The organism is Archangium violaceum Cb vi76 (assembly GCF_000733295.1).
In the GTDB taxonomy this organism is placed as follows: Bacteria; Myxococcota; Myxococcia; order Myxococcales; family Myxococcaceae; genus Archangium; species Archangium violaceum.
The window spans coordinates 1-23,139 of the sequence record NZ_JPMI01000230.1 but is presented as its reverse complement, the minus strand read 5'-3'; the positions used below and the strand labels follow the sequence as shown (position 1 = coordinate 23,139).

The following is a 23,139-nucleotide window of genomic DNA, read 5'->3' as shown; positions in this document are numbered from 1 at the left end:
CGAGCGCGACCGGTGGAATTAGTCATTCCTGGACCCACCGGTCAAGACGGCTAATCTCGTTTTCTCCGATTCCGTCTCCCCGGAAGCCGGAGGCCTACTGACCCGGAGCCACGTTGGGCCCGAAGCCCAGGGCCAGGGTGGGCAGCACCTTCCACTCGGTCCACGCCGGGCGGGCCCAGGAGGCCTCGGACGAGGCGCTCGCCCCGAGGCCCAGGCGCATGAAGCCGAAGCGCCAGGCCACGCCCGCGTGCGCGCCGTAGGGCATCAGCAGCCGCGTGTGCACGCTGGCCGTCCAGAAGAGGCCGCGCCCGTCCTCGGAGCGCCACAGCGGCCCCTCGTAGGAGAGCGACTGCGAGGCGATGGAGGCCCCCGCGTACAGCCCGCTCACCGGCAGGGAGAGCACCACCTTCACCTGCGTGACGAAGCGCAGGCCCGTCATCGCCGGGTAGGCCGGCGCCATGGGCACCTCGTAATGCAGGAAGGTGCCCGAGTCCTCGCTGAGCACGTCCACCCTGTCCAACCGCACCGGCGCGGCCAGGGTGAGGCCCGCGGCCACCAGGGAGAGGGTCAACGGCATGGCGCACGCTCCACGTAGTCGGTGATGAGGTAGTCCAGGGGCCAGCGGCAGTAGGACGCGAGCTGGGCCTCGGTGTTGGGTGTCCACAAGGCCGTCTTCAGCCCGGCCTTGCGCACGGACTCGATGGCGGCGCGGTCCGCCACCGGGTACGCCACGGCGATGCCATCCGCCCCCGCGTCGCGCGTGAGCTGGATGAGCTCCTGCGCGCCCACGGTGCGCTTCAGCTCGTTGACGAGCCCCACCAGGGTGGTGTTGTCGTCCGCGGCGAAGGCCGGCCAGATGAGGAGTGTCTCCACGTCCTGGCGCGCCTCGAAGGTCTTCAGCAGCTCGCCGCGGGTGGAGGTGACATAGAAGCGGTTGGGCAGCGCCGCCGCGTTCCAGCGGCCGAGGATTTCGTCCGCGTAGACCTCGGGCGGCTCCGTGTAGTCCGGATGCTCCTTGACGTCGAACTGCACCACCGTGTCCGGGAAGCCCTTCAGCGCGATGAACAGCTCGTCGAGGGTGAGGTACTTGTCCGCCACCTTGATGGCGCCGGGCGCCGCCGGGTCTCCCAGGCCGCCGCAGCGGTAGTCACGCTGCAGCTCCTCCAGGGTGAAGTCCTTGATGAGCGGGCGCGAGCCCTCGGGCAGCCGGCGGGCCTCGAGCTCCCCCTCCTGGAGGGAGTACGTGCACAGCTCCTCGTCGATCCATGCATCATGCGAGAGGATGGGGATGCGGTCCTTCGTGAGGACCACATCCACCTCGATGGCCGGGTAGCCCGCGTGGAGCGCGGCGATCACCGCCGAGCGCGAGTTCTCCGGGTAGTTGCCCGCGCCGGAGCGGTGCGCCACCACCCGGGGCTCACCCGGAGCGTCCACGAGGCCGCAGCCCGTGGCCAGCAGCAGCGCGCAGGTCAGCGCGCCTCCTCTTCGATTCCACCTGGTTGTTGTCATGGGGGGCCCGATTCGTACCACGAGCCCTCCCCCTCCAACCACGCCACCGCGGTGAAGCTCAGGCGCCGACCGCGGTGGGACGCGCGGCGGTCTCCCCCACGGGCTCGTCCACCTGCCGCCGGGCGGGGATGAAGGTCATGGCGCGCTCGGCCAACGCCGTGATGGTGAGCGAGGGATTCACCCCGGGGTTGGCGGAGATGGCCGAGCCGTCGACGACGTACAGGCCCTCATAGCCGAAGAGGCGGTGCTGGGAGTCGATGGTGCCCGTCTGGGGCGAGTCCCCCATGCAGCAGCCACCGAGGATGTGGGCCGTGGTGGGTATGCCCATCAACGACTCAGAGGCCAGGGTCATGGGGAGACCGTCCAGCTTTTCCGCCACCCGGTGGGCCAGCTCGGTGGCCTCGGGGATGTGCGCGGTGGGCGCGGGGCCCTCCTGAAGACCGGTGGTGAGGCCCTTCGTTCCGCCCGTGAAGAGCCCGCGCCCGCGCCGCATGCGCAGGTGTCCGTCCAGCGTGCGCATGTAGAGGAGGATCATCGACCGCCGGGCGAAGTCGCTGGTGAACCAGGAGCGGAGCAGCTTGAGCGGGTGGCGCAGGAAGAGGCCGGCCAGGTTCGCGATCCGCGACAGGGCGGTGGTGCCTCCGACGTGGGGCGCCATCAACGTGCGGAAGAAGTCCGAGCCCGCCGCGTAGCGCACCGGCTCCAGGTGCGAGTGCGCGTCCGTGTGGAGGATGGAGCCGATGGCGATGCCCTTGGACAGGTCCTTGTCATGGAAGCGCTTGCCGGCCACCACGCCGATGAGCGCCTCCGAGTTGGTCCGCACGCCATCTCCGAGCCGGTCCGACAGCCGGGGCAGCCCGTCCGGGTGCGCCTTGAGCTTGAGCAGCAGATCCACCGAGCCCAGCACACCGCCAGAGAAGATGACCTGGCGCGCGGTGAAGCGCCGCTTGCGCCGGGAGAAGCGCGAGGTGCCCTCGAGCGCCTCCACCTCGTAGCCACCGCCGGGCAGCGGGCGCACCCACGTCACCTCGGTGTCCGCGTGGAGGCGGAGGCCGCGCTTCTCGGCGAAGTAGAGGTAGTTCTTGTCCAGCGTGTTCTTGGCGTTGAAGCGGCAGCCCGTCATGCAGCCGCCGCACGCGTTGCAGCCGGTGCGCTCGGGGCCCTCGCCGCCGAAGTACGGGTCCGGCACCGTCACCCCGGGCTTGCCGAAGTAGACGGCCACCGTGGTGGACTGGAAGTCCTCGCGGCCCATGTCCTTGCCCACCTGCTGGATGATCTCGTCCGGCAGCGTGCGCAGCGGATTCTGCGTGGCCCCGAGCATCTTGCGCGCCGTGTCGTAGTGCGGCGACAGCTCCGTCTTCCAGTCCGCCAGCGCCCCCCAGGAGCGCGCCTGGAAGAAGTCATCCTTCGGGATGGGCAGGGTGTTCGCGTACACCAGCGAGCCTCCGCCCACGCCCACGCCGGACAGCACCGTCACGTGGCGGAAGAACGTCATCTTGAACAGGCCCCGCCACCCGAGCCGTGGCATCCACAGCCACTTCTTCAGGTTCCAGTTCGTCTCGGGGAAGTCCTTCGCCTGCAGGCGCCGGCCCTTCTCCAGCATCACCACCCGGTAGCCCTTCTCCGTCAGCCGCAACGCGCTCACGCTGCCGCCGAAGCCCGAGCCGATGATGAGCCAGTCGCAATCGAAATCCATCGTGTCCTCCCCCCAGTGGGGATGGTTCACAGCCTACCCGGGAGCCCGCTGGATGCGCTCCTCTTCCCGCTCGGAGAGCAGGCGCACGGGCATGGGGGGAACCCGGGGTCCGTGGCACCCTCACCCCGTCCCTCTCCCGAAGGGAGAGGGGAGATGGGCTCGGTGTTACTTGGACGGAGTCAGTTTCTGGCGGGCCGTCTCCCGGCGCTTCGCTCGCACCTTGCCCGCGACGTTGAGCAACAGCCGGTCCCTCTCCCAGCGCTCGCGCGTGGGCGCGTCCACCTGCTCCCAGAGCGATCCCAATCCGTCCACCCGCTTCCGGAAGAGGTCGATGGCTCCGGCCAGCGCCAGGTGCACCGCTGGTGAGGCCGCGTCCGCCTGCGCCAGTCCCCGCATCATCACCGCGAGCGCCAGGAGTTCCTCGCGCACCTCGTCCGGCCAGCCCGAGCGCCGTGCCACCTGCAATAGCCACCCGAGCACCGCCGCGAACACATGGCAGTCCTCCACGGTGCGGAATGGTTTGACGAAGCGCTCGTAGCCATCGCCCGGCAGCACCTCCTCGGGCGCCACCGCCACCTCGTGCAGCCGCAGCTCCGCATGCGGCACCTCGGGGACGAAGGGCGTCTCGGGTAGCTCGGTGACCGTGACTCCCGCGCGCCGGGAGTCGATTCGCACCAGCCGCAGCCGGTTGCGCCCCTGTTCGTCCTGGCCTTCGCTGGCCACCACCAGCATCTCATCCGCCGCCGTGCCCAGGGTGACGAAGGCCTTGGTGCCCTCCAGCCGCAGTGGGCCCTCGCCCGAGCCCGTGAGCCGGGTCTGCATGGCCGCGGGGTGTCCGCCCCCGGCCTCGGTGACGCACAGCGCGTAGCGGTGCTGGGACGGCAACTGGGGCAACAAGGTGCGCAGGGCCGAGTGGTAGCCCGACGCGAACGCGTAACCCAATCGATCCGCCGCGAAGCCTCCGGCGAACGCCACGTCCACGGGCAGGGAGAAGCGCGAAGAGAGTTGAAGGTGCCGCGTCCACCAGTCCTCGACGGAGCCGAGGGGCGCCGGAGTGGGGGACTCGGTGAGGAGGAACCGCAGGAGCTCGTCCATGCGGCCACTCTAGACGAATCCCGGATGCCGGGGACCTGCCGGGCACGAGGTCGAGCAACTGGTCCGACTGTTGGACCAGTTGGTGAAGCGCGCGCCCGGGAGGGGGGTCACCGGTTGCTGCCGCGCGTGGAGCGGCGGCTCGACGTGGCGCGTGACGTCTTCCGGGTGGAGGTGGCCTTCTTGCGCGCCACCTTCGCGGCCAGCGTGTTGGCCACGAGCTGGCTTCTCGCTCTCGTGTACCCACGGACAGTCCGCGCCCGGCCCCCAGCGTCCGCGTCAGTCCTTGAACTCGGTCCACACCGGCGCGTGGTCCGAGGGCTGCTTGCCCTTGCGCGCGTCCCGGTCCACTCCCGCCGCCACCAGCTTCTCCACCAACGGCGCCGTCGCGAAGATGTGATCGATTCGCAGCCCCTGGTTCTTCGGGAACGCCAGCATCCGGTAGTCCCACCAGCTGAACTTCTGCTCCGCCGGGTACAGCTTGCGGAACGTGTCCGTCAGCCCGAACGCGCACAGGTGCTCGAGCGCCTTCCGCTCCTTGTCCGTGCACAGCGTCTGTCCCTGCCACAGCGCTGGGTCCCAGACGTCGATGTCCGCCGGCGCCACGTTCCAGTCCCCGCACAGCACCAGCGGCTCGCCCGGCTCGTGCCGCGTGTCCAGGTAGCGCCGCAGCCGCTCGTACCACTGCAGCTTGTACTCGTATTGCTCCGAGCCCACCGACTGCCCGTTCGGCGCGTACGCGCTCACCACCCGCACCCCGTTCACCGTCGCCGCGATCAGCCGCGCGTGCGTGTCGTCCACCCCGTCCGACAGGCCTCGCACCACGTCCGTGGGCTCCGTCTTCGCCAGGATGCCCACCCCGTTGTACGTCTTCTGACCGTGCACCACGGCGTGGTAGCCCACCTCCCGCACGGCCTCCATCGGGAACTCGGCGTCCTGACACTTCAGCTCCTGCAGGCACACCACGTCCGGTTGAGCGCTCTTCAGCCAGTCCACCAGCCGATCCTTCCGGGCGCGGACCGAATTCACGTTCCAGGCAGTGATCTTCATCCCGCCCAACGTCGCACGTCACTTCCCACCCCGCCACGGTTTTTCCCCGCGGCCCCACCGGGGCCCCTTCGTGGGTTCTGTAGCGTGGTGTCGCACCGCGGCCCTCGAGCCCCTGGTTTCCCCGGTGTGGCCCACCGGCCGCACGGGGCTTGCCCGGGGAGCGGGGAGGCGTCCTCGTAGACCCTCACCCCAGCCCTCTCCCAGAGGGAGAGGGAGTCCCCGGCAGGGCTGGCACGGGCATCGCAATGGGCTCCTCCCGACAAGGAGCCGCACCATGAGGAATACCATCCTGTCCGCCTGCTTCGCCGCCCTCTCCCTCACCGCCTGTGACGTCAGCCAGCTCCGGCGGCCCCAGGGGCTGCTCCCGTCCACCGCCAACCGCCTCGACAACCGCGTCCTCCCCTCCCGCGAGCCCACCACCGAGGTCGCCCTCTCCACCCCTCCCTCGCTCCCCTCTCCGGGTGACTCCCTGCCCGAGACGGCCGGCCTTCCCCCGCCTCCCCAGATGCCGGTGCCGGACGAAGACCTCTCGCCCGCCGAGGAGCTCGCCCCCGCCGAGCCCGCGGACTCCCTCTCGCTCGCTCACGAGCCCCACCTCTACCCCGTGGCGCACCTCGACCGTGCCCGCGCCCTGCGCGAGGAGGGTGACCTCTCCGGTGCCCTCACCGAGGCCCGCCGCGCCGTCCACGACGCCGCCGATGATGTCGACGCCGCCGAGCACGCGCTCGATGCCCTCATCCAGCTCGCCCGCCTCACGGGCCAGAAGCAGCTCGCCGCCGATGCGTACCGGGAGCTGGCCGTCCTCTTCCCCGATGGCCCCGAGCCCCTCGTCCAGCAGGCCCGCCTCCTCCTGGAGCTCGGCGACACCGAGGGCGCCTTCCGGGCCGCCGAGTCCGCGCTCGAGCTCGACCCCGAGTACCCCGAGGTCTACCAGGTGCTCGGCCGCATCCACCTCGACGCCGGCCAGCCCACCGAGGCCATCATCCGCTTCCGGCAGGCCGTGCACCTCGACCCGTACCACGCGTACGCCCTCAACAACCTCGGGCTCACCTACCTCCAGACCGGCCAGGACACACTCGCCGTCGAGGCGCTCGCCCAGGCCGCCTACCTGCTTCCCCAGGTGGGCTTCGTCCACAACAACCTGGGCCTCGCCTACGAGCGGCTCGGCCGCTACGAGGAGGCTCGCATGGCCTTCGACACCGCCATGCGCCTGTCCCCGGGGGACCTCAAGGCCCGCCTCAACCTCCAGCGGTTGAATCGCGAGGCCCGCGCCTCCGTCGATGTCCATGCGCTCCTCGGGGAGCACCTGTCTCCGGGGTGTCCGGAATAGCCAGGGGCCCCGCGTGTCTCGGGAGGCTCCCCGCCCGGTGGGCCACCAGCCCATTCCGGTTCTCCGCCCGGCGGTTTAACGTCGCCCACCTTTTGTTGTCCCCGCGTCCCATGAACCCGGCCCGAGAGATGAGCCCCCAGCCCTCTTCCCTTCCTCCCGCCCCTCCGCCAGCGCCCCCGGCTCCTCCGGCCCGTCCCGGCCTGGGCGCCCGGCTGTGGCTCTGGACGAAGCGGCTCCTCGTCCTCGGCGCCGTGGGCCTCGTGCTGCTCGCGCTCACCCTCCTGGGCACCTACCTCTACTTCAGCCGGGATCTCCCCTCGGTCGAGGCCCTGCGCAACTACAGCCTCCCCCAGGTCACCAAGGTGCGCTGCGCCGACGGCTCCATCTGCTCCGAGTTCTTCCAGCCGCAGGGACGCCGCACCGTGGTGGACATCAAGGAGCTGCCTCCCCACGTGCGCAACGCCTTCCTCGCCGCCGAGGACGCCGACTTCTACAAGCACGAGGGCCTCGACATCTTCGGCATCATCCGCGCCGCGGTGAAGAACCTCATCCCCAACAGCCGCAAGTCCGGTGCCTCCACCATCACGCAGCAGGTGGTGAAGAACATGCTGCTCACGCCCGAGCGCAGCCTCTCGCGCAAGATTCGCGAGTGGATCCTCACCCCGCGCGTGGAGCAGGCGCTCACCAAGGATCAAATCCTCGGCCTCTACATCAACCAGTCCTATTACGGGCAGGGCCGCGACGGCATCGAGGAGGCCGCGCTCTACTACTTCGGCAAGCAGGCGAAGTTCCTGAGCATCGGCGAGGCCGCGGTGCTCGCGGGCACGGTGCAGTCGCCCAACCGCATCAACCCGGAGAAGAACATCGTCAAGGCCAAGCAGCGCCAGCGCTACGTGCTGGATCAGATGGCCGGACAGGGCTTCGTCCCCAAGGAGCTCGTGGAGAAGGAGATGGACAAGCCCATCGTCCTCTCCCCGCGGCCTCCTCCCGAAGTGGGCTCCTACTACGCCGAGGAGATCCGCCGCACGCTGGTGGCCCGCTACGGTGGGGACGCCGTGCTCACCGGTGGCCTTCGCGTGGACATCGCCATGGATCCCAAGCTCCAGGAGATCGCCGACGACGCCGTGCGCAAGGGACTCGAGGCCGTGGACCGGCGCCAGGGTTACCGCGGCCCCGTCGGCACGCTGGAGCCCGCGCGCTTCGAGCAGCTCAAGCCCCTCCTCGCGAAGCAGATCGAGGAGGCGGGCCGCCGCCAGAAGGAGGGCGCCTACGTGGCCGACCTCTCCTCGCTCGCGCAGTCCCCCACCACGCCCCCGCCGCCCGAGCAGACGCCCGCGGTGGTCACCGAGACCGAGCAGGAGGAGGAGGCCCGGCTCTCCGCCGACGAGAAGCTCGCGCTCGGCGTGCAGTTGCAGCCCCTCAAGGAGGGCCTGAAGGTGCATGGCTTCGTCTCCCAGGTGGATGACACGGGCAAGAAGGCCCGCGTGGAGCTGGTGGGCCGCGCCGCGGAGATCACCTTCTCCACCGTCACCTGGGCGCGCATCAAGGGCAAGGGCGCCCCCTCGAAGATGTCCGACGTGATGAAGCCCGGCGACCTCGTCCGGGTGCGCGTCACCCGTGTCACGCCCTCCCCCGCGCTGCTCGAGGCCACGCTGGACCAGGTGCCGCTCGTGCAGGGCGGCCTCGTCGTCATCAACCCGCGCAACCGCCACGTGGCGGCGCTGGTGGGCGGCTACGACTTCGCCACCTCGCCCTTCAACCGCGCCACCCAGGCCAGGCGCCAGCCCGGCTCGTCCTTCAAGCCCTTCCTCTATGGCGCCGCGCTCGGCAGCGGCCGCTTCACCCCCATCAGCACGGTGAACGATGCCCCCGAGGCCATCCGAGATCCCTACACCGGCAAGACGTGGAAGCCGCAGAACTACGACCGCGCCTTCGACGGCCCCATGACGCTGCGCCAGGCGCTCACCAAGTCCAAGAACACCGTGTCCGTGCGCCTCATCGAGGCGATCACCCCGGCCAACGCCATCGACTTCGCCCGGCGCGCCGGCATCCGCTCGGAGCTGCCGGAGAACCTCACCCTGGCGCTGGGCACCGGCGAGGTCACCATGCTGGAGGCCGCCAACGCCTACGCCACCCTGCAGGCCAACGGCCGCTACGCCGAGCCGCTGATGATCCTCAAGGTGACGGACGCGCAGGGCAAGGTGCTCGAGGAGCACCAGCCGGCCTTCGAGGAGACGCTGCCCCCGGCGGTGGCCTACCTCACCACCTCGCTGATGCGCAGCGTGGTGGAGGAGGGCACGGCCCGCGCGGTGACGGAGCTCAACCGCCCCGCCGCCGGCAAGACGGGCACCGCCAACGAGAGCCGTGACACCTGGTTCTCCGGCTACACCGCCGACTGGGTGGCCAGCGCGTGGGTGGGCTTCGACGACCACTCGCCCCTGGGCAGCTCCGAGACGGGTGGCCGCGCTCCGCTCCCCATCTGGCTGGAGTTCATGCGCGCCGCCCACGAGGGCCTGCCCTCGCGCGAGTTCGAGGTGCCCCCGGGCGTGGTGCAGGTGCGCATCGATCCCGCCACCGGCCTGCTCGCGGGCAACTCCGTGCCCGGCCGGCTCGAGTCCTTCCTCGATGGCACCCAGCCCACCGCCGAGGCGCCCCCGCCCGGCCACGTCAGCCCGAGCGACTTCTTCCTCCAGGAAGGCAGCCGGGGGGGTCTGTGAGCCGGGCCCTCGCCGCCGCCCTCCTGCTGGCCGCGCTCCCCGCCGCCGCCGCCCAGACTCCCGCTCCGCCACCCGCCGCCACGGCCCCGGCCACGCCCGCCCTCGAGCGGCTCGCCCAGGCCGTGGCCACGGACGTGCGGGCGATGAAGCCCGAAGCGCCCGTGGCCCTCCACCTGTCCGGCGGCGCTCCCGAATTGCGGCGCGCCTTCGGAACGCTGCTCGCCTCGCGCCTCGCCTCCGCCGGGCTCGCTCCCGTGGTGCTGGAGGCCCCCTCGCCCGAGGCCGCCGAGTCCCTCGCCCGTGAGCAGGGCGCCCGGGCCCTGGTGCGGCTCGGCTTGAGCGTGGAGGCAGGAGAGCTGCGCGCCCGCGGGGATGCGTTCGGCACCTGGGTGAACTTCTGGTCCGGCCGCACCGCCACCCGCGCGCCCTCGCCCGCCGCCGCCATCGCCCAGGCCGTGGAGGCGGATGCCGCGGCACTCGCGCTCGCCGCCGTGGAGCCTCCACGCACGCCCACTCCGGCTCCCGAGGAGCCGCGCCCCCTGCGCCTGCTGGGTGCCGTGCTCGCGCGCCTGCCCTCTCCGCCCGCCGCGCTCGCCGCGGGAGATCTCGATGGGGACGGCAAGGACGAGGTGGCCGTGCTCACCGCGCACGCCGTGCATGTCTTCACCGCCGAGGGGAACCTCCTCACGGAGCGCTCGTTGGACGTGCTGCCCCCGGGCTCCGCGCCCACCCGCGAGCCCTTCGGGGCGCTCGCCATCCTCTCCGGGCCGCCGCGCCTCGCCGCCTGGTCCACCCGCTTCGCCCATGGCGAGATGCTCACGCTGGAGAACGGCGCGCTGCGAGGCGTGTCCCGGCTCGAGGCCGTGCCCCTGGGCCCCGATGCGCGCGGCGCCTTCGTCCCGGGCCAGACGGCCTTCGCGCCCGAGGTGCGGCTCGGCCATGGCGAACAGCGGCTGGCGGTGACGTCCCGTTTCACCACCTTCAGCGCCGCCCACTCCCGCGTGCTGCTCGTCCACCCGGAGGGCTCGGCCTCCTTCTTCTCCCAGCCCTCGGTGGCGCCCGTGCCGCTCTCCGGGCTCGGCGCCGGCAGCGCGCTCGGAGACCTGGACGGGGATGGGACGCCGGAGCTGCTCACCACCTCGCCCGAGCTCCAACCCTCGCCGGACGTCCTGCGCGTCTTCAAGACGGACGGGAGCGAGACCACCTCCCATGAGCCCCTGTGGCAGGGCCCCCTGCCCTCCGGCCGTGCCCTGTACGTGGTGACGGCCAACCTGGACGGGGACAAGCGCCGCGAGGTGGTGGTGGGCCTCACGAAGCCGGACGGCACCGGCGAGCTCTTCCTCCTGCGCCAGGGTGCGCCATGACGCTCCGCCACGCCCTCGCCAGCCTCCTCCTGCTCGGAGCCCCGTCGACGCTCGCCGCCGGCCGGATTCCGTATGGAGGCGAGCTGCGCGTTGCCCATACCGGCCCCGCCGAGCCCGGAGAGCCGGCCCTCGCCGACAGCCCCCTCGAGGCCACGCTGCTCGGACTGCTCTCGCGGCCCGCCTGCCACCTGGCCCCGGACGGGCACCTGTCGCCAGCGCTCGCCCGCGAGCTGTCGCGCCCCGCTCCGCAGGTGGTGCGCCTCACCCTGCCCTCGCCCGCCCAGGCCACCGCGCTCGCCCGGGCCTGGGTCCGGCTCGCCAGCAACGAGGCGCCCTCGCCCTACCGCGCCCTCCTCTTCCCACTGCGCGGCGAGGGCCGGATGCTCTCCCCTACGGGCGACACCCTGGAGCTGCCGCTCGGCTTCCCCTGGCCCGACATGGAGCGCGCGCTGTGCCACCCAGCACTCGCCCCGCCGCGCTCCGTCCCCGCCGCGCTCGGCCCGTTCTCCGCCACCAGTGCCAACACCGTGGACGCGCGGCTCGCGTGGAGCCAGGGCCGGCCCTACCTGGACAGGGTGCGCCTGCAAGCGACGGATGAGCGTGGACTGTCCCGCCTGTGGTCGAACCAGGAGGCGCAGGTGGCGCTCGGTGTCCAGACCGATGCGGGGACGCCCTCCGGCGCGGCGCTGTACGCCACGTACCTGGCCTGGTCTCCGAGGCGCGTGCCCCCGGACTTCCGGCAGGCGGTGGAGAGCGCCCTGGACCGGGAGGATCTCACGCGCCTCTTCGTGCGAGGGCCGGCCGTGCCCATGCCGAACCTGCTGCCTCCCGCGCTGTTGCCGGTGTCCCCGGGCGCGCGCCCCACGCCGCCACCCGCGCCGCGGACGGGACGCAAGGTGACGCTCGTGTATGACGCGGGCAACGAGGATCAGCGCGCGGTGGCCGAGCGCCTCCAGGTGAGGCTGCATGACCGGGGCTACGCCGTGGCCCTGGAGCGCCTGCCTCGCGCCGAGCTGCGCACCCGCTGGGCCCGGGGTGAGTACGAGCTGATGCTCCATTCGCTGCTGCTGCCCCCCGTGCCCGGCCCGGCGCTGGCGGTGGTGCTGGACGCCGCGGGCCGGAAGGATCTGCTCGGGGTGGAGTTGCCGCGCATCGGCGCCCTGGCCGACGCCGCGGCGAGAGACACGCGGGCGAGGGAGCGGGCCCTGGCGCTCGCGCCGTCCGTGCCGATGCTGCCGCTCTACGCGCAGGGGCTGGCACTGCGCGCGGTGCCGGAGGTGGGAGGCCTCGTCTTCGACGCCCAGGGGCTGCCCATGCTGGACGGGACCTGGCTGCAACCGGCGGTGACGGGTGTCCCGGGAGCCCGGAGATGAGACTGAGGACGAGGCTGGCGCTCGCCTTCGCGCTGCTGGCGCTGGTGCCGCTGGCGGTGATGGTGCCCTTCACGCTGACGGAGCTGCGCTCCACGCTGTCGCGAGGGCTGGACGCACGCATGGTAGGCGCCACGGCCTCGGCGCAGGAGGCCGTCGAGCGCGCCGCCGCCAACGCGCGCAGGGCGGTGGAGGAGCTGGTGGAGAGCTCCGCCATGGAGGACCTGGCGCGAGAGGCCCGTGAGTCCCCCGCCCGGGCCATCCGCGCGGACACGGCCCAGCCGCTGATGAAGAGCCGGGGCCTCACGGTGCTGTCGCTCTTCGACCGCAAGGGCACCACGCTGTCCTCCGGGCACCTGCCCGCGCGGCGGGGAGATCCGGATCCGGTGCTCTTCGCGGTGACGAGGGAGAAGTCCCCCAAGCCGGTGCCGGTGAAGGTGGCGGTGCGAGGGGACCAGGGCCTGCGCGAGGTGCCCGCGCTCGTCACGGCGAGGCCGGTGGACTACGGGGACTCGCGGCTGTGGGTGGTGGGCGGGGTGCTGCTGGACCAGGGATTGGCGGCGCACCTGTCGAGGCTCACGGGAGCGGAGGTGTCGCTGCTGTCCGGAGACACGGTGGTGGCGAAGGCGGGGAGCGTCACGCCGCCCACGGTGGCGCGCGTGCTGCCGCTGGGCGAGGCGGCCACGGTGCGGCTCGTGTTCAGCCGGGCGGCGGAGCGGGAGGCGACGGTGGGCGTGTTCCGCTCGTTCCTGCTGCTGGCCGGATTGGGGTTGGGCTTCGCGGTGCTGCTGGGACTGCTGATGTCGAGGCGGATCACCCAGCCGGTGGAGGCACTGACATCAGGCGCGAGACGCGTCGGAGAAGGCGCGTGGGACGTACAGGTGCAGGTGAAGGCCACGGGCGAGGTGGGCGAGTTGGTGAAGACGTTCAACCACATGACAACGGAGCTGCGCTCGACGACGGAGCGGCTGGTGGCCACGGAGCGCGTGGCGGCATGGCAGGAGGTAGCGAGGCGGCTGGCACATGAGATCAAGAATCCGCTGACGCCGATCCGGATGTCGCTGGAGACGCTGATGGCGGTGCAGGACGCGCAGGACGCACGCTTCCCGGCGCTGTTCCGGGAGAGCGCGGGCGTCATCCTGGAAGAGGTGGACCGGCTGAAGAGGATTGTCGACGAGTTCAGCCGTTTCGCGCGATTGCCCAAGCCGCAGCTGGAGCCGGTGGACCTGGGCGAGCTGGCGCAGAACGTGTTGTCACTCTACGCGTCGCCGCCGGAGGGAATCAGCATCCACTCGGAGGTACAGCCAGGGGTGGTGGCGAAGGCGGACCGGGATCAGCTGACGCAGGTGCTGGTGAACCTGGTGAAGAACGCCGAGGAGGCGATGGCGAAGGGCGGCGGAGCGCTGCACGTGCGGGTGCGAGGCAGCGAGCAGGATGCGGTGGTGGAGGTGCAGGACAGCGGCCCGGGGATTCCGCCCGAGCACAGGGCCCGCATCTTCGAGCCCTACTTCACGACGAAGGACGGAGGCACGGGCCTGGGGCTGGCGATCGCGGCGAGGATCCTCCAGGAGCACGGCGGCAAGCTGGACGTGGGCGGCGAGCCCGGCCAGGGCGCCTGCTTCACGTTATCGCTGCCGCGCGAGCGATGAACACCATCGAGCAGTCAGACCACACCGGCACACTACTCAGTCTTCACCACCGGAGCGCAGGTCTGGCACGCACGTCCATGGCTCCCCGGGGCGCTGCTTGCAGGTAAAGCCCGCGCCGCAGGCTGAAGAGTCTTCGGGCGTGCAGGAGTTCCGACAGCTGTAGAAGTAGCAGACGGTCCCATCGGGACAGGGGCTTGCCTCTGGGGAACCACAGGGTCGCAAGCACTGCATCCACACCTCGTCCGCACGTTGCGGATAGTCGTCGACCGAGCAGAGCTGCCCCTGTGGACAGGGACTTTGCTGGCAATTGGGTCCGTGAACCCTGGCACAAATGGAAACGCGGTCCCCACGGTAGACACACTGTTGGCCCTCGGGGCAGGCGCGCCCCTCGCAGGTGGGCTGGCAGGAGGGACCCTCGAGCGCCTCTTCGCAAAAATAGCCCTTGGGGCAATCCGAGGGCTCGTTCGGATTGCACGGGCGGCCGCACCGGCCTCTGCAGAGAAGTTCCTTCCGGCAGCCATCCTCACGCTCGCGGGGCAGCGGCTCGCACACCTCTCCCTCGTTGCGCACGCCTACCAGTGAGCAGGCACGAAGAAGCTCCTTGCCACTCTCCGTGTCCATGATGCGACAGGCAAATCCCTCGGGGCATTGGCGGTCCGTCATGCACATGCTGTCTGTGCAGTAACTGCGGACGGTGCGCATGTTGAAGAAGCAGCGGAGTTGCGGATCGCAATCCGAATCCGTGTCGCAGTCCCGTTCATAGGTGGGAAGGCGCAAGCGCTCTTCGAGCGTGAGCATCGGGAGGATGCGCACGCCCTGAGCTTGAGGCAGGGCCGGACCACCCACATCTGTCTGCCCGAGCAGGCTCATGTACAACAGCCACACCAACGGCAGCGGAAGCGTGAGACCGAGCAGGACGGCCAGGAGAGAGCGCCACTTCATGCCGTGCCACCGCGCCTTGATCGGCGACAGATGAGGGTCAACAGCCCTTCAGACATGCCGCCGCGAGTGCAATCCACCACGCACTGGCGAAAACCTGATTCGGCACGCCACAGGCCAGCATCTTGATCACCCTTCGTCGTCTTCTTCGTCTTGCGAACCTGCTTCGTCTTCACCGATTTCGCGAATCTCCGCGGACGGCGCCAATCGCATAGCGTGATTCGTAACCACAACCCCATCTCCATCTCGACGCCACCACCGCAAAGCACTCGGATATTCCACGTGCTCTCTGTAGAGAATCAAGTATCCCGGCAGCGCGGTGGCCTGCCATCCCTCGGGCAGTGCCCGAATAATGAGCGAAATAGCCTGCTCGGCCGCAAAGCGCTCGTCGGGAACCTCGATCTGATTCTTGTACTCCCTCAGTGCACGAGAGTCCTTCTTTTCAAAGCGAAGATTATAGGGCAACTTTGCCTTGAGCTCGGCGAGCAACTTTCCGACGGTGGTCAATCCCGCTACAAGCTGTAAGTCGTCGAACGTAAGGCGCACTGGGTAGAGAGCATCGAAGTGGTTCGCCTCAACCTCACTTCGGTCACGGTTTCGGCCAGGATCCTTGTTGCCAAAACCATTCGTGTTCCAGGGAACGCCGCCGCCATCTCCTTCTTGGCGATATCTCTTGATCAGCAGCTTTTCGGGCGCGGCGGCATCGAGATCTTCGTCAACATACAAACAGACAAATGACATATCCCCGATTGCCAAATTTTCTCGCCCACGCAACTTATTCCAGTGATTTCGCAGCCGCCTTGGCAAGGACTTCTGCGCTTTTCCTACGTACACCCGCTGGTTACCATGCGACAGCAAATACACACCGGGGCGAGACTGAAGCGAGGAAATGCTTTCGTCGGTCAGCGGGCACGGCTGCAACGGAGCGAGTTTCTCGGCAAGCTGATCAGCAAGGGCCTTCGTGATGCTGAGTTTGAATTCCGCAGCACAAGATAGGTCAACAGGTCGGGTCACATCATGGACCGTAGCACTCCACAGCACCGTCGTGATTGACGCCTGGAGTCACCTCAGCAAACACCACCTGTGGAGACAGATAGCCCAAACGTCTCCCCAATGGCCACTGTTGTCAATCCTCATCATCCTCCATGAAGTGAGACGGATCGGCATCAAGTGCTGGCATCGAAGATCCTGGCTTGTGATTCCTCAGGAACTCCCTCACGAGCTTGTCCGCTTCGCCCCTGGAGCGAGTCTCTTTCAGACGCTTGGCCCAGGACCGACCCGGATGAAGAACATCCCACCAGCTACGCTGCCCCTGATAGCGCCCGCTCCCCGGATCGTGGAGACCGAACCCCTCGATGCACACATTCCAAACAGGCTGGAAGTTCTCGATGAGAAAACGCTCCGCCATGGTGATCCACAACGGAGTCACAACGAGATAGCGACACACGAAATCGTCCGGGGAGAGATTGTCGGCCGCCTTGATGGAATCGCGATGCTCACGCAGGCGCTGGAAGAGCGCACGAGAAGGTCCTGAAGACTTGGCCCCCTTCCTCGCGCCAGGGGGAACCGCCTTGCCCACGTAGATCGGCCATGTCGCCTCGATTGATCGGATGGGGCGGTAAGGCGCGAAACTCCCAGTGTAGAAGAGCGCGTAAACCCCCGATCCGAAGAAGGGCTCCGGAAACTCAAGCGGGTACGGCCCTCGAGTCATCAACTCCTGTACGCAATTCTTGGTGAGGTTCGCGTAATCGAGGGGATTGTACTCGTCAGTGGCCATCAGCGGCCCTCAGTTTGGCGGCGACGCTGCGAGCGACCACCGCCGCCAGTTCCACGGGCACGGCATTCCCAAGCTGACGCATCGCCTCGGACCATGCTCCCTCGAAGTGCCAGGAGTCGGGGAACGTCTGAAGCCGAGCCGCCTCGCGCACGGTGAAGTAGCGCAGTCGGCCATCCGGCAGAGCCACCATGTTCTCTCCGCCCGGAACCCCATGCACACCAGCCTTCAGCGTCTTCGCTGGCAAGTCCAGGGGACTGCCGGTATGCCCGGGATACGCCTTGGCTCCAGGATTGAGCTTATGGTTCGAGAACTTGCTGGACTCGCGGTCAACGCGTGGCTCAGGCAACCCCTCGATGGCATCACGCACGGTCTTCCACGGCTTCGTCGGGAAGGGCTCGTCCCGCTCTTGCAACTCACTCAACTTCAAGCCTAATCGGACAGGCTTGCTGGCGGGGGCGCGAACACCATGACGCTTCCAGTAGGCGCCACTGATGTGCTGCTCCCACACAAGGGCGTCCAGGCTATGAGTGGGCTCGGGGAAGTGCCATTCCAATCCCGTGTCCGCGCGAAAACCGACAATGAACACGCGCTCGCGCACCTGTGGCACTCCGTAATCAGCGGCGTTCAGCAATTCGGCGATGACGTTGTACTGGAGCCCCTTGTGGCGTCCTCGCGTACTCACCTCCTCCAGACGATGGAGATGGGAGGTCCAGTCCTCTTCACGCTTCTTCGTGACGGTGGGATAAGTGAGTTGGAGGCGGATGTACTCGAAGTAGTTGCGGAAGCTTTGACGGGTCAGCCCCTTCACGTTCTCCAAGATGAAGGCGCGCGGTTGCAACTCACGCACCGCCCGAACGAACTCCGGAATCATGTTGCGGGAATCGTCCTGGGCCCGGTGCTTACCACCAAGGCTGAAGGGCTGGCACGGAGCGCCGCCGGCCACCAAGTCCAACACCCCTTGGCCGAAGATCGCGTAGGAATTTAGCCGCACGTCGGCTTGGTGGACGCGCCAGTCGCGAATGCCCTCAAGCGCCTCCGCGCGGGCGTTCTCGCGAAGCGTCTCGCAAGCGTCCTCATCCCACTCATATAGGCTGAGATGATGGAAACCAGCGACATGCGTACCGAGGGCCAGCCCTCCTGCACCGGTGAACAGCTCGATGGAGTCCATGGTGCGCGATCCATGCAGCAGCTTGGAGCGTAGAGCAAGCCCCATGCTGCACTGACCAGCATGTGGGGGTCACAATCCCCAATGATCAGGGTGGATGCACCTGTTCCAGGCCTGTTGCACCAGGAGCATCCAGGAAGAGGCGAAGGGTCTGACGTAGGGACTCCTCGTCTCGTAATTGGCACTCCCACACGACGTGCACATCCCACCCCCGCTCCTTCAGTTCCTGCTCCTTGCGCAGGTCCCTGGCCCGGTTGCCCTCAAGCTTCGGGAGCCAGAAGTCCAGCCTCGACTTCGGTAAGCGCGCGAGCGGGCAGATCGGGTCCGGGTGGCGATGCCAGAAACACCCGTGCACGAAGATCGCCTTATGGCGGCCCGGGAAGGCGAGGTCCGGATGGCCCGGAACCTTCTTGTAGTGCAGGCGGTACCGGTAACCCATTGAGGACACGAGGCGTCGAACACGGAGTTCCGGCGTGGTGTCCTTGTTGCGGACTCGGGACATCCGTTCGCTGCGCTCCGCGGGAGTCAAGGTATCCATGCGGAAAGTCTCGTCGTTCGAGGGGGCTACTGACCAGAGAGGTGAGGTCTCAAGCGTTATCTTTCAAGTAGTCCGCCGATATCAAGCGCCTAGTGTCATTTCGAATGGTCGAGAGCTTGAGGGCCCGCCCCCATCCCAACCCGTCAAGCACCCCAGGCACAGCCCAGCTGTGCCCCTGAGTTCCTCGCCACGCTCTCGCCTTCTCCCAGCCCCACATCACCAACAAGGCGGGCGACACCTCATTGGGACCAAGCATCGCCGCCTGCCTCCTCCAGAAGCACCGAGGCGAGCCGGAGATGGACCTCTCAATCCGCCCTGTAAAAGAGCCCGCTCACAGTGAGCCGCAATGTCACTGTCCGCAGAGCACCGCATCGAGCGGTCGGAAACGCACGTCCTCCGAGTCAAACGCGGGCGACCCATTCACATTTCTCATCGGCTCTCCGTCAGGAACCTCAGTGCCTGACCGTATGTGCCGCGCGATGACCCAGACCCGACTGATTCCGCTCCTCGTCCTGCTCCTCGTTGGTTGTCCGTCTCCCACCACTGTTGAGCCGACTCCCGACGGGGGCACGGGACAGGAGGAACCCACGTCTCCTCCCACCTTCACCGTCCACGTGCCGGAGCACGTCACCGCCACCTTCCAGCTGTACAGGAACATCGACGTGCTGCTCGGCGATGGCAGCAGGTTCCGCAAGCGCCTCGATAGCAGCGGCGTGGTGCGATTCCATGACCCCGCCATCGAGGGGCCGCAAGACGTGAGCCTGGTGATGGTGCCCACCACCGGCCAGGTGCAGGTGAAGACCTACCTCGCGCTCAACGGACCCGAGGTCCGGCTGCCGAACTCGCTCTATCTCCTGGGGGCCCTCCCCTTCACGAAGCAGGGCACGATCACCGGTAAGGTGACGGGCGCGTCCAATCCCAACGCCGTCTCCGTCACCGCGGTTGGCAACGGCCTCCGCGGCATCACGACCCTGTCCGAGGACGGCTCCTTCAGCATCGGCATCCACGGTGAGGCTCCCGGCAAGGTGGACCTCTTCGCCAAGGAGACCCACGCCACGGATGGAACGGTCCTCCGGGTCGGCCTCGAGCGGGACATCGCCGTGAGTGCCGGCATCACCGTCAGCGGACAGGACGTCGCACTCGACCACCCCGTGGACCAGTTGCTCGATGTGACGGTCGCGGGCAGCGAGCTCCCGGACTCCAGTCTGAGCGCCTCGCTCCGCTACATCCTGGGCGGCCAGGTCCTGTTCAGCACGAACGCCTCCGGAACACAGCCCCTCTCGGTTCCCATGGTTGCCCGAACGGCCCCCTTCGACACCTTCCCCCCGATGCTCCTCGTCACCTCGGGTGAGGCAGTGAAGTTCCCCGGCGGACAGGTCCAGACGGAGATACCCGTGAGCGCCGGCTCGTCCGCTCAGGTCACGTTCCTGAACCCGCTGAGCATCACCTCTCCCGCCGTGGGACCCCTGGAGGCCTCGGTCAGCGCCTCGCGCTCCGGCCTCGTCCTGCGCTGGAATCCCGATGCCTCCGCCCACCTGACGGAGGTGGAGTTCGCCGCGACGAGCTGGCCGGATTCCCTGGCTTGGACCGTGGTGGCGCCCACGTCCATCACCTCGTTCACGCCCTTCACCCTCCCCGCGGACATCGCCCCGGTCACCACCTTCTCCGCGGGCTCCTACCGCGTGTGGGCGACCACCACCTGGCAGGCCAACGCGAACGGCTACGCGAGCTTCTTCACCGGAAGCCTGTCCAACAACCCGTACGTCGAGACCCGGACGACCCGGCTCCTCGCCTACGTCGAGCTCCAGTAACCCTCCGACGCCCCAGGCTCACGCCTCCCGCTTCACTTCCGAGGCGTGCGCCCGTGCGACTTCGCGTGCCGCCCCAGGGCCTGTCCCGGCTCCCGCTTGGACACCCCGTGGTCCTTCTGCGGCGGGCCCGGGTCTCGCTGCGAAGCCTGGTGGCGCTCCCACTCCGCCTGGAAGACGGGGTCCTCGCGTGGCACCGTCGCGCGGGGAATCCCGGCCCGCATGATCTGCTCGATGCGCTCGGTCATCAGCCGATCCTTCACTGTGACGAACGTCGAGGCCACTCCGCTCGCCGAGGCCCGCGCCGTGCGCCCAATCCGGTGCACGTAGTCCTCCGGTGCGTGTGGCAGGTCGTAGTTGATGACGTGCCCCACGTCCTCCACGTCCAGCCCTCTCGCCGCGATGTCCGTGGCCACCAGGCACCGGTACGTCCCATCCCGGAAGGCCTTCATCGTCTGGCTGCGCTGGCTCTGCGTCCGGTCCGCGTGCAGCACCCCGCAGCTGTACCCCGCACGCTCCAGCGCCTTGTGCACCTTGTCCGCCCGCTCCTTCGCCCTCACGAAGATGAGCGCCGTCGCCTCGTCCCTCGCCAGCAGCGTCAGCAGCAGCGCGGACTTCTCCTCGGGCTTCACCACGTACAGCCGCTGCTCGGCGCGCTCGGCCGGCGTCCCACTGCGCGTCACCTCCACCCGTACCGGCCGGTGCAGTTCCGCACGCGCGAAGCTGCTCACGTCCGGCCCCAGCGTCGCGGAGAACAGCAGCGTCTGCCTGCGCCGGGGCAGCGCCGCGAGGATGGTCTCGATCTGCGGCTGGAAGCCCATGTCCAGCATCCGGTCCGCCTCGTCCAGCACCAGGGCCTCCAACTGCGGAAACGCCGCGACACGCGCGCCCAGCAGGTCCACCAGCCGCCCCGGCGTCGCCAACACCAGCGTGGGCCGCCGCTTCAGGGCCTCGGCCTGAGCCGCCATGTCCTCGCCGCCGATGACCACCGCATGCGTGACACCGCGCGGGCCACCGAAGAACTCCACCGGCCCGGCGATCTGCTGCACCAACTCGCGGGTGGGCGCCAGCACCAGCCCCAGCGTCCCCTTGCGGCCGGCGAAGCGCTCCACCAGGGGCAGCACGTACGCGGCCGTCTTCCCGGTGCCCGTGGCGGCGCAGCCAATGACGTCCCGGCCCGCGAGCGCCGGGGGAATCGCTTGCGCCTGGATGGGCGTGGGCCGCTCGAACCTCGCGCGGCGGAGGGCGTCGAGGGACTCGGGGGACAGGCCGAGCTGGTCAAAGGTATCGCTCACGGCATGGGGGGTACCACGCCGCCCCCTTCAGGGCCACCCGGCTCATGCGCCGTCCGTCCTGTCCGTGGCGCTGTCGGGGGCCGGACGCCTCCCGGGCTCGCGAGCCCTCAGAAGCAACCGGCCAGCACCAGCGCCCGATGCTGGGAGGAGAGGACGACGGCTGGCCGCAATTGGAGCCCCTTCGCCTTCTTCCGGATGCCGGAGGAGAGCTCGTACCCCAGGAAGGAGCCCACCACTGGCAGGGGGATGGCCACGCCCTTGAGCACGCCGGAGAGCGGCGGGCTCGAGCGCTCGGACAACGCCCACAGCCCCACCGCCCCGAGCCCTCCCACGGCGGCCCCCCCGAACGTCGCGAGCAGGCTCCCGTCACCCATCATCAGCTCGCCCCCCCACCAGACGCCCAGCGGAAAGCCGATGGCCGCTCCCGCGAGCATGAAGGGAAGCACCGTCGGGTCCTCTCCGGGCTCCAGGAGCCGGACGCCGCTCCCGAGCATGTACGTCCCCAGGCCAACGAGCGCTCCCGCGAGGCCCGTGCCCACTCCCGCTCCCCCTTCGACGAGCAACCGCTGCCACAAGGGATGCACGGGCGGCGCAACCGGCTCGGAGTCCGGGATGGCCCTCGGCGTGGTCTCCACGATCGGAACCTGGACGAGCCGCAGCCGCCTCGGCTCGTCCCAACGCCGCCCCTCCCCGGCCCGGGCCGCCGTGGGGAGCAGCAAGAGGAGCACCAACATCCACCGCATGGCCACGTATCTGGACAAGGGGAGCCTCCCGCCCGGTGTCGTTCATGCGGGCATTAGCACACGCGCTACCTGCCCGGCGCGGGTAGCCCCACGGCCGTGAGTTGGACTTCGTAGAAGTCGCCATTTGAGTTGATGGCGGCCCACGGCTACGCGGACGTGCCGGTGGTGAAGGGCTCGGCGTTGAAGGCGCTCGAGGCCGTCACGGCCGGGCGGGTGGAGGACGAGGCCACCCGCTGCATCCGTGAGCTGGTGGCCGCGCTGGACAGGCACATTCCGGACCCGGTGCGGGACTACACCTCGCCGTTCCTGATGCCCATCGAGGACGTCTTCACCATCTCGGGGCGCGGTACAGTGGTGACGGGCCGCATCCAGCGCGGGGTGCTCACGGCGGGGGCCGCGGTGGAGCTGGTGGGGTTGGGCGGGACGGAGACGCGGGAGGTGGTGGTCACCAGCATCGAGTCCTTCCACCGCCAGTGCCCCGAGGCCCGGGCGGGTGAGAACGTGGGGTTGTTGCTGCGCGGTCTCAAGCGTGAGGAGGTGGCTCGCGGCCAGGCGCTGTGCGCGCCGGGCTCCATCCACCCGCACGCGCAGGGTGAGGCCGAGCTGTACGTGCTCTCGGCCAGCGAGGGGGGCCGCCACACGGCGTTCGGCACGGGGTACACGCCGCAGTTCTTCTTCGGCAGTACGGACGTGATGGGGACGATCGAGGTGAAGGGCGAGGGGCTCGTGGAGCCGGGGGGCCGGGCCCAGGTGGGCTTCCGGCTGCTGCGCCCCATCGGAGTGGAGCCGGGCATGCGCTTCGCCATCCGTGAGGGTGGGAAGACGATCGGCGCCGGGGTGGTCACCGCCGTGAGGTGACATGAGGAGCGCCGCTTCCGGAGACGGGGGCGGCGCTCTTTGCATCTCATTGAGCCATCGCACGGAGGAAAGTGAGCGAAGACACCCTGAGGGAAGTGAGCGAAGAGCACCCTGAGGGAAGTGAGCGCAGACATCCCCTCTCCCCTCGGGAGAGGGAAAGGGTGAGGGTGCCTGTCTCCGTTCTCCAATCCGTGGCCCACAAGTGGGGACAAGGGATTCAACCCGGGATGCGTGGAACC

General features: G+C 69.1%; 18 protein-coding genes. 7 read left to right on the top strand and 11 right to left on the bottom strand.

Going from position 1 to position 23,139, the window contains the following annotated elements:
* Positions 1-94: 94 nt before the first annotated feature.
* The 5 genes from Q664_RS30960 to xth all read right to left on the bottom strand — a co-directional run bounded on the left by Q664_RS30960 (position 95) and on the right by xth (position 5,347).
* Positions 95-577, bottom strand: coding sequence for a hypothetical protein (locus Q664_RS30960; protein ID WP_043403648.1), 483 nt, complete (start codon positions 575-577; stop codon positions 95-97).
* Positions 568-1,509, bottom strand: coding sequence for a glycerophosphodiester phosphodiesterase (locus Q664_RS30955; protein WP_043403647.1), 942 nt, complete (start codon positions 1,507-1,509; stop codon positions 568-570). The genes Q664_RS30960 and Q664_RS30955 overlap by 10 nt, the downstream gene beginning before the upstream one ends.
* A gap of 58 nt (positions 1,510-1,567) precedes the next feature.
* Positions 1,568-3,205: a GMC family oxidoreductase gene (locus Q664_RS30950; protein WP_043403704.1), complete on the bottom strand. Its 1,638-nt coding sequence runs from the start codon at positions 3,203-3,205 to the stop codon at positions 1,568-1,570.
* A 165-nt stretch (positions 3,206-3,370) separates the two neighbouring features.
* A complete protein-coding gene (locus tag Q664_RS30945; protein WP_043403645.1) occupies positions 3,371-4,300 on the bottom strand; it encodes an acyl-CoA dehydrogenase family protein in 930 nt (309 codons plus the stop codon).
* Positions 4,301-4,576: 276 nt separating this feature from the next.
* Entirely contained in the window at positions 4,577-5,347 is a 771-nt protein-coding gene (gene xth, locus Q664_RS30940; protein ID WP_043403643.1) for an exodeoxyribonuclease III, read from the bottom strand.
* Positions 5,348-5,621: 274 nt separating this feature from the next.
* Between xth and Q664_RS30935 the strand changes: the two genes are divergently transcribed.
* From Q664_RS30935 to Q664_RS30915, 5 genes are all read left to right on the top strand, one after another.
* Positions 5,622-6,677, top strand: a complete 1,056-nt coding sequence (locus Q664_RS30935) for a tetratricopeptide repeat protein (RefSeq protein ID WP_052518884.1) — start codon at positions 5,622-5,624, stop codon at positions 6,675-6,677.
* A gap of 128 nt (positions 6,678-6,805) precedes the next feature.
* On the top strand, positions 6,806-9,394 hold the full coding sequence (locus Q664_RS30930) for a penicillin-binding protein 1A (RefSeq protein ID WP_200883790.1): 2,589 nt from the start codon (positions 6,806-6,808) through the stop codon (positions 9,392-9,394).
* Entirely contained in the window at positions 9,391-10,758 is a 1,368-nt protein-coding gene (locus tag Q664_RS30925) for a VCBS repeat-containing protein (RefSeq protein WP_043403641.1), read from the top strand. The genes Q664_RS30930 and Q664_RS30925 overlap by 4 nt, the downstream gene beginning before the upstream one ends.
* Positions 10,755-12,131 (top strand): periplasmic substrate-binding domain-containing protein, encoded by a 1,377-nt coding sequence (locus tag Q664_RS30920; protein WP_043403639.1) that lies wholly within the window; start codon positions 10,755-10,757, stop codon positions 12,129-12,131. The genes Q664_RS30925 and Q664_RS30920 overlap by 4 nt, the downstream gene beginning before the upstream one ends.
* Entirely contained in the window at positions 12,128-13,777 is a 1,650-nt protein-coding gene (locus Q664_RS30915; protein WP_043403638.1) for an ATP-binding protein, read from the top strand. The genes Q664_RS30920 and Q664_RS30915 overlap by 4 nt, the downstream gene beginning before the upstream one ends.
* A 1,068-nt stretch (positions 13,778-14,845) precedes the next feature.
* Here Q664_RS30915 and Q664_RS55310 read toward each other — a convergent pair.
* The 4 genes from Q664_RS55310 to Q664_RS30895 all read right to left on the bottom strand — a co-directional run bounded on the left by Q664_RS55310 (position 14,846) and on the right by Q664_RS30895 (position 18,196).
* On the bottom strand, positions 14,846-15,730 hold the full coding sequence (locus Q664_RS55310; protein WP_075207556.1) for an Eco29kI family restriction endonuclease: 885 nt from the start codon (positions 15,728-15,730) through the stop codon (positions 14,846-14,848).
* Positions 15,731-15,842: 112 nt separating this feature from the next.
* Positions 15,843-16,493: an Eco29kI family restriction endonuclease gene (locus Q664_RS30905; RefSeq protein ID WP_043403637.1), complete on the bottom strand. Its 651-nt coding sequence runs from the start codon at positions 16,491-16,493 to the stop codon at positions 15,843-15,845.
* On the bottom strand, positions 16,483-17,661 hold the full coding sequence (locus Q664_RS30900; RefSeq protein WP_043403636.1) for a DNA cytosine methyltransferase: 1,179 nt from the start codon (positions 17,659-17,661) through the stop codon (positions 16,483-16,485). The genes Q664_RS30905 and Q664_RS30900 overlap by 11 nt, the downstream gene beginning before the upstream one ends.
* Before the next feature lie 85 nt (positions 17,662-17,746).
* A complete protein-coding gene (locus tag Q664_RS30895) occupies positions 17,747-18,196 on the bottom strand; it encodes a very short patch repair endonuclease (RefSeq protein WP_052518882.1) in 450 nt (149 codons plus the stop codon).
* 479 nt (positions 18,197-18,675) lie between these two features.
* Between Q664_RS30895 and Q664_RS30890 the strand changes: the two genes are divergently transcribed.
* Positions 18,676-20,007 (top strand): hypothetical protein, encoded by a 1,332-nt coding sequence (locus tag Q664_RS30890; RefSeq protein WP_043403635.1) that lies wholly within the window; start codon positions 18,676-18,678, stop codon positions 20,005-20,007.
* Positions 20,008-20,039: 32 nt separating this feature from the next.
* Here Q664_RS30890 and Q664_RS30885 read toward each other — a convergent pair whose 3' ends face one another.
* Both Q664_RS30885 and Q664_RS52900 read right to left on the bottom strand, forming a co-directional pair.
* Positions 20,040-21,299, bottom strand: a complete 1,260-nt coding sequence (locus Q664_RS30885; protein WP_043403634.1) for a DEAD/DEAH box helicase — start codon at positions 21,297-21,299, stop codon at positions 20,040-20,042.
* Between the two features lie 107 nt (positions 21,300-21,406).
* A complete protein-coding gene (locus Q664_RS52900; RefSeq protein ID WP_152622434.1) occupies positions 21,407-22,060 on the bottom strand; it encodes a hypothetical protein in 654 nt (217 codons plus the stop codon).
* 114 nt (positions 22,061-22,174) lie between these two features.
* Between Q664_RS52900 and Q664_RS30875 the strand changes: the two genes are divergently transcribed.
* Entirely contained in the window at positions 22,175-22,900 is a 726-nt protein-coding gene (locus Q664_RS30875; protein ID WP_052518880.1) for an EF-Tu C-terminal domain-related protein, read from the top strand.
* Positions 22,901-23,139: the final 239 nt, after the last annotated feature.

Coding starts and splice junctions, on each gene's coding strand:
- Q664_RS30960 (WP_043403648.1), bottom strand. CDS start 577: ATGCCGTTGACCCTCTCCCTGGTGGCCGCGGGCCTCACCCTGGCCGCG.
- Q664_RS30955 (WP_043403647.1), bottom strand. CDS start 1,509: ATGACAACAACCAGGTGGAATCGAAGAGGAGGCGCGCTGACCTGCGCG.
- Q664_RS30950 (WP_043403704.1), bottom strand. CDS start 3,205: ATGGATTTCGATTGCGACTGGCTCATCATCGGCTCGGGCTTCGGCGGC.
- Q664_RS30945 (WP_043403645.1), bottom strand. CDS start 4,300: ATGGACGAGCTCCTGCGGTTCCTCCTCACCGAGTCCCCCACTCCGGCG.
- xth (WP_043403643.1), bottom strand. CDS start 5,347: ATGAAGATCACTGCCTGGAACGTGAATTCGGTCCGCGCCCGGAAGGAT.
- Q664_RS30935 (WP_052518884.1), top strand. CDS start 5,622: ATGAGGAATACCATCCTGTCCGCCTGCTTCGCCGCCCTCTCCCTCACC.
- Q664_RS30930 (WP_200883790.1), top strand. CDS start 6,806: ATGAGCCCCCAGCCCTCTTCCCTTCCTCCCGCCCCTCCGCCAGCGCCC.
- Q664_RS30920 (WP_043403639.1), top strand. CDS start 10,755: ATGACGCTCCGCCACGCCCTCGCCAGCCTCCTCCTGCTCGGAGCCCCG.
- Q664_RS30915 (WP_043403638.1), top strand. CDS start 12,128: ATGAGACTGAGGACGAGGCTGGCGCTCGCCTTCGCGCTGCTGGCGCTG.
- Q664_RS30905 (WP_043403637.1), bottom strand. CDS start 16,493: ATGGCCACTGACGAGTACAATCCCCTCGATTACGCGAACCTCACCAAG.
- Q664_RS30900 (WP_043403636.1), bottom strand. CDS start 17,661: ATGGACTCCATCGAGCTGTTCACCGGTGCAGGAGGGCTGGCCCTCGGT.
- Q664_RS30895 (WP_052518882.1), bottom strand. CDS start 18,196: ATGGATACCTTGACTCCCGCGGAGCGCAGCGAACGGATGTCCCGAGTC.
- Q664_RS30890 (WP_043403635.1), top strand. CDS start 18,676: ATGACCCAGACCCGACTGATTCCGCTCCTCGTCCTGCTCCTCGTTGGT.
- Q664_RS30875 (WP_052518880.1), top strand. CDS start 22,175: ATGGCGGCCCACGGCTACGCGGACGTGCCGGTGGTGAAGGGCTCGGCG.